At 72.5% G+C, this 14,522-nt stretch carries 15 protein-coding genes and 1 tRNA gene; 8 read left to right on the forward strand and 8 right to left on the reverse strand.

Annotated features, from left to right (window positions below; genetic code table 11):
• From ABZ857_RS14500 to ABZ857_RS14510, 3 genes are all read right to left on the reverse strand, one after another.
• Complete coding sequence (locus tag ABZ857_RS14500; RefSeq protein WP_357042885.1) at window positions 1-558, reverse strand: cysteine dioxygenase family protein; 558 nt, start codon at window positions 556-558, stop codon at window positions 1-3.
• Window positions 555-1,454 carry an amidohydrolase gene (locus ABZ857_RS14505; protein ID WP_357042887.1) on the reverse strand — a complete coding sequence of 300 codons (900 nt, stop codon included), beginning with the start codon at window positions 1,452-1,454 and terminating at the stop codon, window positions 555-557. Before ABZ857_RS14505 ends, ABZ857_RS14500 begins: the two co-directional genes overlap by 4 nt.
• 98 nt (window positions 1,455-1,552) lie before the next feature.
• Window positions 1,553-1,924, reverse strand: a complete 372-nt coding sequence (locus tag ABZ857_RS14510) for a phage holin family protein (protein WP_357042889.1) — start codon at window positions 1,922-1,924, stop codon at window positions 1,553-1,555.
• Window positions 1,925-2,106: 182 nt separating this feature from the next.
• Here ABZ857_RS14510 and ABZ857_RS14515 point away from each other — a divergent pair, with 182 nt between their 5' ends.
• The 6 genes from ABZ857_RS14515 (at window position 2,107) to ABZ857_RS14540 (ending at window position 6,415) form a co-directional block, all read left to right on the forward strand.
• The gene (locus ABZ857_RS14515) at window positions 2,107-2,382 is read left to right on the forward strand and encodes a hypothetical protein (RefSeq protein ID WP_357042891.1); all 276 of its coding nucleotides are present in this window, start codon (window positions 2,107-2,109) and stop codon (window positions 2,380-2,382) included.
• A gap of 53 nt (window positions 2,383-2,435) precedes the next feature.
• Window positions 2,436-3,140 (forward strand): response regulator transcription factor, encoded by a 705-nt coding sequence (locus tag ABZ857_RS14520; protein WP_357042893.1) that lies wholly within the window; start codon window positions 2,436-2,438, stop codon window positions 3,138-3,140.
• Entirely contained in the window at window positions 3,137-4,219 is a 1,083-nt protein-coding gene (locus ABZ857_RS14525; RefSeq protein WP_357042895.1) for a HAMP domain-containing sensor histidine kinase, read from the forward strand. The genes ABZ857_RS14520 and ABZ857_RS14525 overlap by 4 nt, the downstream gene beginning before the upstream one ends.
• 4 nt (window positions 4,220-4,223) lie before the next feature.
• Window positions 4,224-4,610, forward strand: a complete 387-nt coding sequence (locus tag ABZ857_RS14530) for an OsmC family protein (protein ID WP_357042897.1) — start codon at window positions 4,224-4,226, stop codon at window positions 4,608-4,610.
• A gap of 1,062 nt (window positions 4,611-5,672) precedes the next feature.
• Window positions 5,673-6,272: a hypothetical protein gene (locus tag ABZ857_RS14535; protein WP_357042899.1), complete on the forward strand. Its 600-nt coding sequence runs from the start codon at window positions 5,673-5,675 to the stop codon at window positions 6,270-6,272.
• A 69-nt stretch (window positions 6,273-6,341) separates the two neighbouring features.
• Window positions 6,342-6,415, forward strand: a tRNA-Lys gene (locus ABZ857_RS14540).
• Between the two features lie 109 nt (window positions 6,416-6,524).
• On the opposite strand, the gene ABZ857_RS14545 is transcribed toward ABZ857_RS14540, so the two are convergent.
• Window positions 6,525-7,358 carry an amidohydrolase family protein gene (locus ABZ857_RS14545; RefSeq protein ID WP_357042901.1) on the reverse strand — a complete coding sequence of 278 codons (834 nt, stop codon included), beginning with the start codon at window positions 7,356-7,358 and terminating at the stop codon, window positions 6,525-6,527.
• Between the two features lie 155 nt (window positions 7,359-7,513).
• Here ABZ857_RS14545 and nhaA point away from each other — a divergent pair, with 155 nt between their 5' ends.
• Window positions 7,514-8,815, forward strand: a complete 1,302-nt coding sequence (nhaA, locus tag ABZ857_RS14550; RefSeq protein ID WP_357042903.1) for a Na+/H+ antiporter NhaA — start codon at window positions 7,514-7,516, stop codon at window positions 8,813-8,815.
• 132 nt (window positions 8,816-8,947) lie between these two features.
• On the forward strand, window positions 8,948-9,892 hold the full coding sequence (locus ABZ857_RS14555) for a sensor histidine kinase (protein WP_357042905.1): 945 nt from the start codon (window positions 8,948-8,950) through the stop codon (window positions 9,890-9,892).
• A 3-nt stretch (window positions 9,893-9,895) separates the two neighbouring features.
• On the opposite strand, the gene ABZ857_RS14560 is transcribed toward ABZ857_RS14555, so the two are convergent.
• The 4 genes from ABZ857_RS14560 to ABZ857_RS14575 form a co-directional block, all read right to left on the reverse strand.
• On the reverse strand, window positions 9,896-11,071 hold the full coding sequence (locus ABZ857_RS14560) for a cytochrome P450 (RefSeq protein WP_357042908.1): 1,176 nt from the start codon (window positions 11,069-11,071) through the stop codon (window positions 9,896-9,898).
• A 110-nt stretch (window positions 11,072-11,181) separates the two neighbouring features.
• Complete coding sequence (locus tag ABZ857_RS14565; RefSeq protein ID WP_357042910.1) at window positions 11,182-12,354, reverse strand: glycosyltransferase family 1 protein; 1,173 nt, start codon at window positions 12,352-12,354, stop codon at window positions 11,182-11,184.
• Between the two features lie 75 nt (window positions 12,355-12,429).
• On the reverse strand, window positions 12,430-13,290 hold the full coding sequence (locus ABZ857_RS14570) for an SGNH/GDSL hydrolase family protein (RefSeq protein ID WP_357042912.1): 861 nt from the start codon (window positions 13,288-13,290) through the stop codon (window positions 12,430-12,432).
• Window positions 13,287-14,477, reverse strand: a complete 1,191-nt coding sequence (locus tag ABZ857_RS14575) for a glycosyltransferase (protein WP_357042914.1) — start codon at window positions 14,475-14,477, stop codon at window positions 13,287-13,289. Before ABZ857_RS14575 ends, ABZ857_RS14570 begins: the two co-directional genes overlap by 4 nt.
• Between the last annotated feature and the right edge of the window lie 45 nt (window positions 14,478-14,522).

Here is a 14,522-nt window from a genome sequence, read left to right on the forward strand (position 1 = left end):
CTAAGCCGGGTCGAGCGGGCGCAATTCGTCCGCGTACCCGACCGAAAGGCGGCGCATGGTCCCGTCCTCGGTGATGGAGTACTGCCCCATCCGCCACAGCGGCGGCGAGTACGCGTGGATGGAGACCGAGCCGGGCGCCTCGCCGGTCAGCCGGTGGATGTGGTCGGGCCCGAACGAGAAGGCCTCGCCCGCCACGACCGGCGTCTCCAGATGGACGCCGCCGATGCGCGGGTTGCACTCCTTCAGCTCGCCGGCCACCACCCGGACCGCGCCGGAGGAGACGTCGTGGTCGTGCCAGCCGGTGTCGTCCCCGGGCCGCCAGCACAGCAGCCACACGTCCACGTACGAGTCGCGGTGCAGCGAGACGTAGTGGCGTCCCCCGTCCTGCGCGCCCTCGAAGTTGAGGTGGTGACGCCACAGCTCGGGCCGCGCGGCCAGGTCCTCCACCAGGGCGAGCAGCTCGCGGCGGTCGAGCGCGCGAGCGGGCAGGTCGCCGACGGGGGCCAGGTCGGCCAAGGAGGCACAGAGCGCGCCTTCCTGGATCGTGGGCGTGCTCATTGGTGCGACTCCTTCCGGGACAGCAGGCGGCCGGGATTGGCCACGCGGACGGCGTGATCGATGGCTCGTTGTGCGGGGTCGCCGGGGTCCGGCCACGCCGACTCGGCGTACGGCTGGTCGCTTCCGGCGACGAGGACGTCGATCCCGAGTTCGCGGATCACCGCGTCGGCGGCCCGGGGGCCGTAGGACGACGTCTCCAGGAACAGATCGGGGTCCACCAGGCCGCGTCCCGCGGCGCCCCGGCTCAGCTGGCGTTCCCGGTGTAACGGGGCCAGCCCGGCCAGCAGCGCGAAGCACACCTTCAGCCGGGAATGCCGGGGCCGGCCGAACGCCTCGAACGCGTACCAGGCGGCGTGCATCTGCTGCACGTACGGCACGACGGCGGCCCACCACGCCGGGCCGGACGCCGCGGCCGGGCCCGGGTGGACGAACAGCGGCAGGCCGCGATCCTCCAGCACGTCGAGCAGCGGGGCGGCCAGGGCCAGCCCCCGGGCGTCCCCGAGCGCGGTCGCCGGAAGCTGCAGCCCGGCCAGGCCCTGATCGAGGGCGCGGGCGAGCCGTACGGGATCGGGATCGGTCACCGGGGCGGCGGCCCAGGCGCCGAACGGCGCGGGCAGCGCGCGGGCGTCGGCGTGATAGGCGTCGATGAGCGGCCACGCCTCATCCGGCGGGAGGTGCTCGATCCCGAGCGGGCTCGACAGGGAGACGAGGGCGAGGTCGAGGTGCGCGTTGCGCTTGCGCCGGATCTCCACATCGTGGTCGGCCGGATCCGCCTCGTACGGCGGCTCGCCGTCGAGGACGAGTGTCCATCCGTCCAGGTAGGGCGGGCGGGTGCGGCGGCGTAGCGCGTCGACGAGGGACGGCGTCCACAGGTGCTGGTGCACGTCCACGCTCATCGGCCGGCCTCTCCGAGAAGTCCTAATTCCCTACTTAGAATACATGCTTTTCACGCAGGTGTGACCCGGGGGCGGATGGTGGATCCGCCCCGGGCCGGTCAGTCGTCGCCGAGGATCAGGTTGAGGAGCCAGCTGATCACGCCGACGACGATGGCGCCCCAGAAGGCGGCCACGAAGCCGTCGACATGGAAGGGGAGGTCGATCTGCTCGGCGAGCCAGCTCGTGAGCAGCAGCAGGGCGGCGTTCACCACCAGGGCGAACAGTCCGAGCGTGAGCACGTAGAACGCGCAGCCGATCGTCTTGATGATCGGCTTGATGACGGCGTTCACGAGGCCGAAGATCAGCGCGACCGCGAGGAGGGTGCCGATCTGCTTGGCGGTGGAGCCGGCGCTGACGGTGATGCCGTCCACCAGCTTGGTGGACGCCCACAGGGCCGCGGCCACCACGATGATCTTGAGTATGACCTTCACCTCAAGAATCCTTCCATGGCACGGCAAAGAGTGCGCGGTTCGCGTGTGGCCGGAATGGGCGGTCCCGCACCGGAGGCCGAGAGGAGCGGCAAAAAGCCCGCCCGTTTCCGGCGGTCTTTCTCCCGCCTCGGGGGTATAAGCGGCAAACCTGGGGGAAACCGACGAGTTGGGGGTGAGATCGAATGGACGTGGAAGAGCTCGAGTCGCTCCCCGCGAAGGAGCTGCACGACCGCGCCGTACGCTACGCCGTACGGCACGGCGACCTGGGATTCCTGTGGGACCTGCTGAAGGTCATCCCGGCGGCCGAGGCCGCCAGCGGCAACACCGGTGAGACCGCGAACGATCTCAGCAGGGTCTCGGCGCTGCTCAGCGACGCGATCGGGGCGGGGGAGGGCGAGCTCGGCGACGCGCTCCGGCCGGTCTACGTTGAGTACCTGTCCAAACACCCCGACGCCTGAGCGCGGGGCCGGGCGCTCAGCAACCTCTCATCTCCGCACGTCACAATTGCGGCGTGGTCAAGACACAGGTGCTCGTCGTCGACGACGAACCCGAGGTCCGCGACGCGATCGCGCGGGCGCTGCGCGTTGAGGGGTACGGCGTGGCGACCGCCGGGGACGGAATGGACGCCCTCGACGCCATCGACGGCTCGGCGCCCGACCTCGTGGTGCTCGACGTGCTCATGCCGGGCATGGACGGCATCGAGGTCTGCCGCGCGCTGCGCGGCGACGGCAACCGGCTGCCGGTGCTCATGCTGACCGCCCTGGACGGCATCGGCGACAAGGTGGCCGGCCTCGACGCGGGCGCCGACGACTACCTGGTGAAGCCGTTCGCGCTGGAGGAGCTGTTCGCGCGGGTGCGCGCCCTGCTGCGCCGCGCCGCGCCGCCACCGGAGGCCGGCTTCGCCGACCTGGTCCTGCTGCCCGACAGCAGGCAGGCCCGGCGCGGCCGGCGGCTCATCGACCTGACCCGCACCGAGTACGCCCTGCTCGACCTGCTGATCCGCAACGGCGGCCAGGTGCTGACCCGGCAGCTCATCCTCGAACGCATCTGGGGCTACGGCTTCCGGCCCGGGTCGAACCCGCTGGAGGTCTACATCGGCTACCTGCGCAAGAAGACCGAGGCGGGGGGCGAGCCCCGGCTGATCCACACCGTCCACGGCCTCGGGTACGCGCTCAGGGAGCCCACCGCTTCACCTGCCGCCGGGGAGGAGCGGTGAAGCTCCGCTGGCGGCTCGCGATGGCCTCCGCGCTGGCCGGCGCGGTGAGCGTGATCGTCGTGATCGTGGCCGCCTACTTCATCACCTGCCGCCGGGTGGAGTGGGCGATGGACCACTACGGGACGTACGAGAGCTACGAGAGCTACGGCGGCTACGGCGACCGGCCCCCCAACGGCGTGCTGGCCGCCCTCGCCGACGTGGACGACCTGGGCTGGCCCTTCGTCGCCGTGGCGCTCGGCGGCCTGGTGCTGTCGGGCGCGCTCGGCTGGCTGGCCGCCCGGGCGGCGCTGCGGCCGGTCAACGCGCTCAAGGACGCCGCCGGGCGGGTGGCCACCACCCGGGACCTGACCACCCGGATCGACGTGGCGGGAGACGACGAGCTGAGCAGCCTGGCACGCAGCTTCAACGCCATGCTCGACGCGCTGGAACGCTCCGCCAAGTCGCAGAAGCGCCTCGTCGCCGACGCCTCCCACGAGCTGCGCACTCCGCTCACCGCCCTGCGGACCAACGTCGAGCTGCTGATGAGGGGCGACCTGCCGCAGGAGGTCCACGAGGAGGTGAGCCGGGCCGTGACGAGCGGCCTGGAGGAGCTCACGGCGCTCGTCTCCGACGTGGTCGAGCTGGCCCGCGACGAGGAGCCCGCCGTGCTCGTGGAGAGCGTCCGCCTCGACGAGCTGGTGGAGCGGGAGGTCGCCAGGGCGGCCAGGCACTGGCCGTCGACCGCCTACTCCATGTCGGCCGAGCCGACGGTGGTGCGGGGCGTGCCCGACCGGCTCGCCCGGGCCGTCGCCAACCTGCTCGACAACGCGGCCAAGTACAGCCCGGCCGGCGGCCTGGTCGAGGTGTCGCTGCGGGGCGGCGTGCTGACGGTGCGCGACCACGGCCCCGGCATCTCCGCGGACGACCTGCCGCACGTCTTCGACCGCTTCTACCGCGCGCCCTCGGCGCGGCAGCTGCCCGGGTCGGGGCTGGGCCTGGCCATCGTGGGTCAGGTCGTGGACAGCCACGGCGGCAGCGTGTCGGCCAGTCCCGCCCCCGGCGGAGGCACGCTCGTGCGGCTGGCGCTGCCAGTAGGGTGACGTCATGGGCTCTGTACGCGTCGAGCGGACCGAGGACGGCTTCGTCGCCCGCAACGAGCGCGGCGCCGAGATCACGATGGGCGCCGGAGACGGGCTGTTCAGCCCGGTGGAGCTGCTGCTGGCCGCCGTCGGCGGCTGCAACGTCATGACGGTCGAGCCGCTCACCGCCAAACGCGGCCACCGGCTCGTACGGCTGGCCGTCGAGGTCTCCGCCGAGAAGGAGAGCCCGACCCTGCTGCGCTCGGTCACGGTGACCTACGACGTGGAGTTGCCCCCGGAGGACTCGGGCGAGGTCTTCGAGGCCGTCGCCGAGCGGGTCCACGAGCGTCACTGCACGGTGAGCCGCTCGCTCCAGAAGGGCACCGAGGTCAGGCTGGACCTCGGGCGGTAGCACGGGCGGACGGGGCCCGTTCGGATGTAGGCCGGAAATCAACCTGCCTATGACGACTTCATGACAGGGCCCCTTGTAGTGTTGAAGCAGGTCCTCAGGAGAGGGCGACAGACTTTCTTGATAAAGGACGCGGATGGGGGAACCGCGTCCGGAAAGCGGGGGACCCGCCGGTGCCTTTGGGGAGGGCATTCCTGGCGGAACCGCTTTGATCCGGAGCCGGGCAGTTGGGGGACTGCCCGGCTCCGGCATTTTCAGGGTCCTGTACCCGTTCTCCCGACCTTCTTCTCCCTGATCCCTTGTCCTCCCCGGCCGTTCTGCCTCCCGTACGGGGCCAGGGCGCTTCGCGCGGTCCGTCCGCCCCCTGCCGCCCGGCGAGGCGCTGACCCGCCTGGCCGCCTTGACCCATCTGGGGGCCTTGACCCGTCTGCGAGCCGACCGCTTCCTGCCGGGGCCGCCGGTCCCTCCCGTGCCGATGAGCGGCCGTGGGGCTCTGCTGCGGGGAAAGGGCCTTTGCGTTTGTAAATCGGCGGTCTTCGTCTCGCCGGGGCGGCCCTGCTTTTGCGGCGGGTTGCTTTCTCACGCCGTCCCCGGTGATTTTCTTTGTGGTCTCTTGCCGTACGGCCTCCGCGCTTTGCCGTGCGCGGATCGGGTGCCCGTCACGCACCGTCAACATCGCGAAGGCGGGGGGACCGGGGAGGGGTCCGCCTTGGCGTAAACAGGGCCGCAGGTAGATCTTCTGGGCGGTATGCGGCTTTTACTTTGCTCCGTCCTGACTCGTCCTGTAGTGTCCTGTTTGCCGCCGACCGGTGGCTGGATTGGACTTGGAGAGGAGATCACCGTGGGTGACCCCACATCGACCTCTGAGCCAAGGTACTTCGGATCACACGTCTGACTCACGACGGCCTTCCGGCCGATCGCCATAGCTTCAGCGCACACGCCTCCGGGTGACGACTTCTCCTTCTCGCCCGGACACGTGGCCCGTCTCCGCGGCCTGCCGCACGCGCAGGCCCTCTGATGACGCATGGCCATTCTCTGTCGTCTCACGAAAGATCCCCAGCCCTGATGAAGACTCTGTTTGACCTGCGTGGCAACCGACGCCTCACCGCCGCGGCCACGCTCGTCGGCGCGGCGGCCGTCACCGCGTCCCTTGTGGCCGCCGTGCCCGCGCCCGTCGAGCAGTCGGTCAACGAGGCCGTCAACGTTTCCGTCGCCATCCCGGCGCGCGAGCCTTCCCTCGCCATTCCGGCGCACGAGGAGGTCCTGCTCCAGGGCAGCACCACCGGCTCGTACTTCTGGGACGACGCCTCGGGCCGCCAGGGCGACACGGGCCTGCCGGCGATCGGCAAGCCCATGCAGAAGGGGCTGTTCGCCAGCCCGAGCTGGCCGCTCGGCACCGAGGGCTACGTCTTCTACAAGGGCAGGAAGGCCAAGTTCTTCATCGGCGACCGCGGCCCGGGCATCCCGTCGAACAGCGGCGTCATGCTGGACATCGACGGCAAGACCTTCGCCGAGCTCACCGGCACCACATGGAACGAGGACTCCCTCACCGTCAGCGGAGACCTCGGCCACATCCCGATCCAGTACGTCGTCACCAAGTGGGGTGACGGGCCGGGCCTGCGCGGCGAGCCGGTGCCGTTCTCCAGCGGCGCCTGGCGGAGCTGACCCCGAAATTCGGATCAACGAGCGATGTGCGTGACCTCCGCGGGACTGCTAAGGTTACGGACATCGCAGGCGCCGCTAGCTCAGTTGGTTAGAGCAGCTGACTCTTAATCAGCGGGTCCGGGGTTCGAGTCCCTGGCGGCGCACAGAACGAAGACACAGAACAAAGGCGCAGAGCGAAAGCCCAGGTCGGCACAGCCGAACTGGGCTTTCGTCATTGGCCGATCGTCTCTGCGGCTTCCCTGGCCGCCCGACTCAACTGATCTTGTAGCGGTGGACGGCGTTGTCGCTGAACAGCGCGCGGCGCTCGGCCGGGCCGAGTCCCGCGGTGAGGGCTTGGTAGGTGTCCATGAGCTGGGTGAAGGTGCCCGCCGCGCCGTCCACGGGGAAGTTGCTGCCGAAGAAGCAGCGCTCGACGCCGAACAGCTCCAGGCAGGTCTCGACGTAGGGGCGCAGGGTCGTGGCGTCCAGGGTGCCCAGTGCGGCCCCGAAACCGGAAAGCTTGCACTCGACCTGCGGCAGTGCGGCGAGGCGGGCGACGCCCTCGCGCCACCGGCGGAAGTCCCGCTCGGGCCATCCGGCGTGTTCCAGCACCACGGCGGTGCCGGGAGAGCCGGCGAGCGCCGTGGCGTAGGCGTCGGCCTCGGTGGCGCGGATGATCTGATCCAGCAGCAGGCCTCGCTCGGCCAGCAGCCGCAGCAGGGCCGCGGTCGTCTCGCTGCGCGGGTCCAGCCCGGAGAACACCCGCACGCCCCGGAAAGCCGGGCTGGTCTCCTGGACGCGCAGCTGCTCATCCAGCGCGGCTGGGCCGGCCTGCGGGTCGACGGCGCCGACGATGACCGACGGCCAGGCGGGGGAGTCCGCATGCAGCCGGTCGAGCCATCGCGTCTCGTCCAGGAACGCGCCGGGCGCCGAGGTGGCCGACACGTGGACCAGGCCGGCGACGTGCACTCCCGCGGGGGCGGCGTTCGCACGGTAGTCGGCCGGGAGGTGGTCCCGGTAGAGCGCGGGCCGGGTGGTGCGCAGTGCCGAGTACCAGTCGTGCGTACTCACCTGCCAGAAGTGGGCGTGCGCGTCGACGAACTTCACAGTGTTGCTCCAATCCGGACGACAGACGGGGATGGTGCGCGCCCAGCCTAGAGCAACCACCCAGTTGGTTGGAGGGTAATGGCTGGTAGCATGTCAGCGGGGTGCCGGGAAGTCTGGTCGGCTGTCGTCGAACCGAACCCGGAAACGGAGCGCCCATGGCCTCTCCCCGCCGACTGTTCCTCCTCGGTCCCGCCTCCTGGGCCGAGGCCCGGCGTATCGCCGACATCCTCCGCAAGGAGACGATCGGCGGCGCGCTGCTGCTGATCGCCGCCGTCGCGGGCCTCGTCTGGGCCAACTCGCCCTGGTCGGAGGCGTACGCCGGGCTGCGCTCGGCCACGGTCGGGCCGGCCGGGTGGCATCTGGACCTCAGCCTCGCCGCGTGGGCCTCGGACGGGCTGCTGGCGATCTTCTTCTTCGTCGCCGGCCTGGAACTCAAGCGTGAGTTCGTGGCGGGGGACCTGCGCGATCCCCGGCGGGCCGTCGTGCCCGTCGTGGCGGCGGCCGGCGGCGTGATCGTTCCGGCTCTGCTGTACCTGCTGGTCAACGTGCTGCTGGACGGCGAGGTGCGGGGATGGGCGACCCCGACCGCCACCGACATCGCGTTCGCGCTGGCGGTGCTCGCCGTGGTGGGGCGGCGGCTGCCCGCCGCGCTGCGTACGTTCCTGCTCACGCTGGCCGTCGTGGACGACCTGCTGGCCATCGTGATCATCGCGGTGTCCTACACGTCGCACCTGTCGGTGCTGCCGCTGCTGGCGGCGGTGGTGCCGCTGGGCGTCTTCACCGTGCTGGTGCAGCGGCGGGTGCGCTCGTGGTGGCTGCTGCTCCCGCTGGCCGGAGTGACCTGGGGGCTGGTCCACGCCTCGGGTGTGCACGCCACGGTGGCCGGGGTGCTGCTCGGCTTCGCCGTACCCGTCCTGCGAAGTGAGAAGGCGGGCGGCCCGGAGGCGGGGCCCGGGCTCGCCGAGCACTTCGAGCACCGGTTCCGCCCGATCTCGGCCGGGGTGGCAGTGCCGCTGTTCGCGTTCCTGTCGGCGGGTGTGCCGCTCGGCGGGCTGGGCGGCGTGACGAACCTGCTCGCCGACCCGGTGCCGCTGGGCGTCGTCGTCGGGCTCGTCGTGGGCAAGCCGCTGGGGATCATGGCGGCCACCTGGCTCACCGCCCGCTTCACCCGTGCCGATCTCGACGAGGGGCTGGCGTGGGTGGACGTCGGTGGGCTGGCGGTCCTGTCCGGCATCGGGTTCACGGTGTCCCTGCTCATCGGGGAGCTGGCGTTCGGCCTGGGCACGGCCCGCGACGCCCAGGTCAAGGTGGCGGTCCTGACCGGCTCGCTGGTCGCGGCGCTGCTGGCGGCGGTGGTGCTGCGGCTGCGCGACCGCGCGTACCGGCGGCTCGCCGACGAGGAAACCGCGGAGGCCGGGGTGCCGAGCGTGTCCAGCGGTGATCGCGGGACGCCGTGATCACGTCGATAGGGGACTGCCGGAGTGCGGATAGCCTGGGAGTATGCGCACCCCCCGGTGGCAGTGTGACGAGGTGGAGCGTATGAGTCCCTCCCGGCTCGACCGGCCGGGCCCGGACCGGGTGGCGGCAGCATGACCGGGTTCGAGCACATCGGCCTGCTGTACCGGGACCAGGACGAGTACGCCGCGCAGTGCGTTGCCTTTCTCCGGCCGGCCCTGGAGGCGGAGGAGCCCGCGCTCGTCGCGGTTCCCGGCGGCAACGGCGAGCTGGTCCGGGCGGGGCTCGGACCCGACGCAGGGAGGGTGACCTTCCGGGACATGAGCGTCGCCGGCCGCAACCCGGGGCGGATCATTCCCAGCGTCCTGCTCGCCTTCCTGCACGCCCACGAGGGCCGGCGGGTCCACATCATCGGCGAGCCGATCTGGAACGGCCGCGGCGAGATCGAGTATCCCGCCTGCGTGCAGCACGAGGCCCTCATCAACGAGGTCTTCGCGAAGGCCGACGCCGCCATCCTGTGCCCGTACGACACGGTGGGGCTCGGGGCGGAGGCGATCCGCGACGCGCACCGGACCCATCCGGTCATGCAGGACAGGAACGGCGTCCGGACGAGCACCGCCTATGCCGCCCCGCTCGAGACCGCCGCCGCCTTCGACCCGCCGTTGCCCGCGCCTCCGCCGCACGCGGCCGTCTTCCGGTTCACCGGGCTCCGCGCGCTTCCGGCGCTGCGCGCGTTCGCCTCGGCGCAGGGCGACACGGCGGGGCTCGACCGGCGCCGTCTCGCCGAGATGCTCATCGCGGTCAACGAGCTGGCCACCAACACGGGCGAGCACGGCGACGGGCACGGCACGCTGACGCTGTGGGCCGACCACGGCACGCTGGTGTGTCAGCTCGACGACGGCGGCCGTCTCGACCCGCTGGCCGGGCGGGTGCCGCCGCCCGACCACGCGACCCACGGACGCGGCCTGCTCGTCGTGAACGAGTTCGCCGACCTGGTGCGGATCCACCGGCACGAGCGGGGCACGAGCATCCGGATCCACTTCGACCTGCCAGGGAAGCGGGCCGCGTCCGCCTCCTGACGCTCACCACGTGACGGGCAGCGCCTCGAACCCGCCGGCCAGCCTGTCGGTGTGCGCCTTCAGCTCCTCGTACGGCACCGCGAGCGCCATCGTGGGGAAGCGGGTGAAGAGGGAGCCGAAGACCGCGCGCAGTTCGACCCGCGCCAGCGACGAGCCGAGACAGTGGTGCGGCCCGTGGCCGAACCCGACGTGGGGCTGGGGATCGCTCCGCCGGATGTCGAAGCTGTCGGCGTCGGGGTAGACGCGTTCGTCCCTGTTGGCCGCCGGGGTGGACAGCATGACCAGCTCGCCCGCCCGGATCAGCACCCCGCCGACCTCGACGTCCTCGTGCGCGTAGCGCACCAGCCCGTGTTCGCTCGGCGAGGCGACCCGCATGATCTCCTCGACCGCGCCGTCCAGGAGGGAGGGGTCGTTCAGCAGCGCGTCACGCTGGGCGGGGTTGCGCAGGAACAGCAGCACGCCGTAGTCGATCTGGTTGACCGTGGTCTCGTGGCCGGCGAACAGCAGGCCGCCCGCGATTCTGGCGACGTCGTCCTCCGGCAGCGAGGCGTTCGCCAGGTCGGAGTAGACGTCCTCGCCCGGGTCGTCCCGCTTCGCCTTCACGATCTCGTAGGTGTACGTGTTCATCTCCATCTGGGCGTCGGCGGACCGCTCGGGGTGGGTGAGGTCGGTCATCGCCTCGGCCATGGCCCGGAACCTGTCCCTGTCCTCGTACGGCACGCCGAGAAGCTCGCAGATCACCTGGATCGGCAGCGGGAGCGACAGGCCGGCGTGCAGATCCGCGGGCGGGCCCTGCTCGGCGAGCCCGTCGAGCAGGTTCCCGACCAGCGACCCGATCCGGTCCGACAGGCGCCGTATCCGCCGGGCCGAGAACGCGGGGGCGAGCAGACGCCGCATCTCCTTGTGGACGGACCGCTCCGTGGCGTACTCGCCGGTCGGGCCGCCGAGCAGGGCGTTGTTCGACAGGCGGGCCGCGGTCTCGGGGTCGGGGTGGGAGCGGCCGAACCTGTCGTCGGCGAACACCTGCCGTATCTCCTCGTAGCCCGTGACCAGCCACGCCTCGTCGCCCATCGCGGTCGTGACCCTGGTGATCGGCGCCCTGGCCCGTAGTTCGCCGAAGCCGGGGGATATCCCCAGGACGTCCGGCCGGTCGAACGGCAGCCGCGGGAGTCCGGGCATGGGTGACCTTCCCTTCGCTCGATGTCGACCCTCTCGAATCTCTCCCCTGACTTCCTGTCCGGCAAGGTAGTAAAACCATGTCCGGTGTGACCGGAGAGGGGACGTTTGCCTCACGCCGCAGCCCGGCGCCCGGCCATGCCTGCCCCGCTCCCCGGCGAGCGGGGGGCACCGGCCCGCCACGCGTCGCCCTCCTCCAGCACCGCCCGGTAGTGCTCGACCAGCCCGCCGCACACCGCCGCCCACGTACGGCCGAGTACGGAACGCCGCGCCTCCTCGCCCATGCGCCCGCGGGCCGCCTCGTCGGCGGCCAGCCGGGCCACCGCCTCCCGCATGAGGGCGGGGGCGTCGGGCGGATAGAGCAGTCCGTTACGCCCCGGCTGGACCAGGTCGAGCGGGCCGCCCGCGGCGGCCGCGACCACGGGGACCCCGGCGGCCAGCGCCTCCTGCACGGCCTGGCAGTAGGTCTCGTTCACGCCGGTGTGGACGAACACGTCGAACGAGGCGACGATCCGGCCGAGTTCGTCGCCCACGCGCAGGCCGCAGAACACGGCCGTGGGCAGGTGGCGGCGCAGGCTCCGCGCGGCAGGGCCGTCGCCGACGACCACCAGGCGGATTCCCGGCAGCCGGGTCAGCTCGGCGAGCAGATGAACCCGTTTGTCGGCGGCCAGGCGCCCCACGTACCCCACGATGACCTCGCCGTTCGGCGCGAGCTCGCGCCGCAGCCGCTCGCACCGCCGTCCCGGGTCGAAGCGGTGGAGATCCACCCCGCGCCCCCACAGCTCCAGCCGGGGGAACCGGCGCTCCCTCAGCTCCGCCATCGTGGCCGTGGACGGGGCGAGCGTGCGGGCCGCACGGCTGTGGATGTGGCGCAGCCACGACCAGATCAACCCGTCCGCGCCGCGCAGGCCGTACCGCCGGGCGAAGCCGGCGAGGTCGGTCTGGAAGACGGCGACCGCGGGCACGCCGAGCCGGACCGCGGCCGACATGCCCGCCGCGCCGACGGTGGCGGGAGAGGCCAGGTGGACGATGTCGGGCTTGAACTCCGCGAGCAGGGAGGCGACCCGGCCGCTCGGCAGGCCGGTGTGGAACGACCGGTAGAAGGGCAGCCGGAACGCGGGCGTGCCGTGCACGGGGAACCCGGCGTACGAGGCGGGGCCGGCGCCGGGCGCGATCACCGTCGCCTGGTGCCCGCCCTCCGCCAGATGCTCCAGTATCCGGCAGACCGAGGCGGTGACTCCGTTCACCTGCGGGACGAAGGACTCGGAGACGACGGCGACTCTCATAAGGCGACTCTCATAAGGCGGCTCTCATGTGGGGGCCCTCCAGGAGGTCCGGCCCGCTGCCGGGCGCCGAGGGTGTCAGGTGGTGGTCCCGGCACGGGCGCCGATCACGCCCAGGACGGGTTCGAGCTCCGCCGACGCACGCGCGTCGAGCACGGCCGTCCGGCCGCGGACGGCGTGCCACACCTCGCTGAGGACGAGGGCGCAGAGGCGGGGCAGGAGATCCGTGGACCGGCGCACGAGCCAGCCGGTGCCCTCGACGGCCATCCAGCGCGCGCTCGCCCACGCGGACGGCGCGGACCCGGTCGGCTCCTCGTCCGGCAGGGCGCGTACGGGGATCCCGCGCGCGGCCAGCGCCCCGGCGAACAGGAGCGCCAGCAGCCGGTGGCCGCGCTCGCTCGGATGCAGCCGGTCGACTCCCCACATCCTCCGCTCGTACAGAGCGGGATGGGACGCGAGGTCGACGTGGACGGTGCCGTACCGCTCCGCGAGGTGGTCGAGGATCTCGTTGACCACATGGACGCGGCGGGTGAGCGGGCGGCGGACCACGTCGGGGACACCGAGCATCAGGCCGGGATCGGGCAGCCGCGCGGTGAGGACGGTCGCGCCCGCGCGACACAGCCCGGCCACCGTGGTCTCGACGTCGGCCGCGATCGCCGGGACCGCGAAGCTGCCGCGCAGGGTGTCGTTGACGCCGGCCAGCACGGTGGCGACGGTGGGCCGGAAGGACAGGGCGAGGGGCAGCTGCTCGGCGGCCACGTCCCGCGCGGTGGCCCCGCTGCGGCCGAGGTTGCGGAAGAGCACCTCCCCCGGGCCGCCGAGGGAGTCCGCGAGCAGCCGCGCGTACCCGCGCCGGCCGCCGCCCGGCAGCGGGTCGCCCAGCCCCGCGGTCACCGAGTCGCCCAGTGTCACGAGCCGCAGCGCCGTCGGTCGCGTCATCGCCGTCCCCCGTCCGTCACCGCCGCCGGCAGCCCGTGCGCCGCGAGGAAGCCGTCCACCGAGTTCCGCCAGCCGTAACGCTCCGCCCGTTGGCGTGCGGCGGCGCGACGCCGCCGCTCGTCGCGGGAGAGCAGCCGCTCGACCGCCTCCGCGTACGCACCGGGGTCGTCGGCCGCCGCGAGGCCGGCGTCGCCGACGACCTCGGGCAGCGCGCCGGAGGCGGAGACGACGGCGGGCGTGCCCGAGGCCAGCGCCTCGAGCGCGGCGAGGCCGAACGTCTCGACCGGCCCGGGGGCGAGGGCGACGTCGGCCGTGGCCAGCAGCCGGGCCAGCAGGTCCCGGTCGGCGAGGTGCCCGGTGAACCGCACGGGAAGCCCGCGTGCGGCCCGTTCCAACGCCGCCCGGCGGGGGCCGTCCCCGGCGACCACCAGCACCGCGGGCACGCCTCGGCGGCGCAGCTCGCGCAGCGCGGCGACCGAGCGTTCCGGCCGCTTCTCCGGTGAGAGCCTGCCGCAGTGAACCAGGAGCCACTCGCCGGGCGCGGCCAGTGTGTGCCGCAGCCCGGCGTCCCGGCGGCCGGGGGAGAACCTGGCGAGGTCGACTCCCAGCGGGACCCGCAGCAGGTTGGCCGTCCCGAGCCGCCTGAACTCGGCCGCGGCCCATTCCGTCGTGCACACGACCACGTCGAAATCGGCGGCGGTGGCACGGTTCAGCCGGTCGGCGGTGGCGTTCAGCCGGTCGGAGAGGGCACGGTTCAGCCGGTCGGAGAGGGCGTGCGAGGCACGTCTCCCGGCGTGGAAGCCGGGCCAGAACAGGCGCAGCAGTCCGTCCAGGCTCTCGTGCGAGACCATCATCGAGCGGACACCCCGGGAGCGGGCCCAGCGGCCGGTCCACCGCAGCGTGGTGCGGTCCGACACCTCCAGCCGGTCCGGCTCGAGCTCGTCGAGCAGGCGGGACAGCGCGCGCCGCGCCGTGATGACGCGGTAGCCGCCGGTGCCGGGGACCACCGGCCCCGGCACGGTGACGACCAGGCCGGAGGGCGTGCTCGACCGCGCGTGGCGGGGACCGGGGACGACAAGCACGACCTCGTGCCCCGCCGCCGCGTATCCCGCGCCCAGCTCCCGCAGGGCGGTGCGCAGCCCCCCGGAGCGGGGGGCGACGAAGTTGGCCAGCCGTACGATCCGCATGGTCCACCTGGCGTCGAACGTCGGAGCGGGTACGAGCCGATGGTC

Source organism: Microbispora sp. NPDC046933 (assembly GCF_040644635.1).
Taxonomy (GTDB): domain Bacteria; phylum Actinomycetota; class Actinomycetes; order Streptosporangiales; family Streptosporangiaceae; genus Microbispora.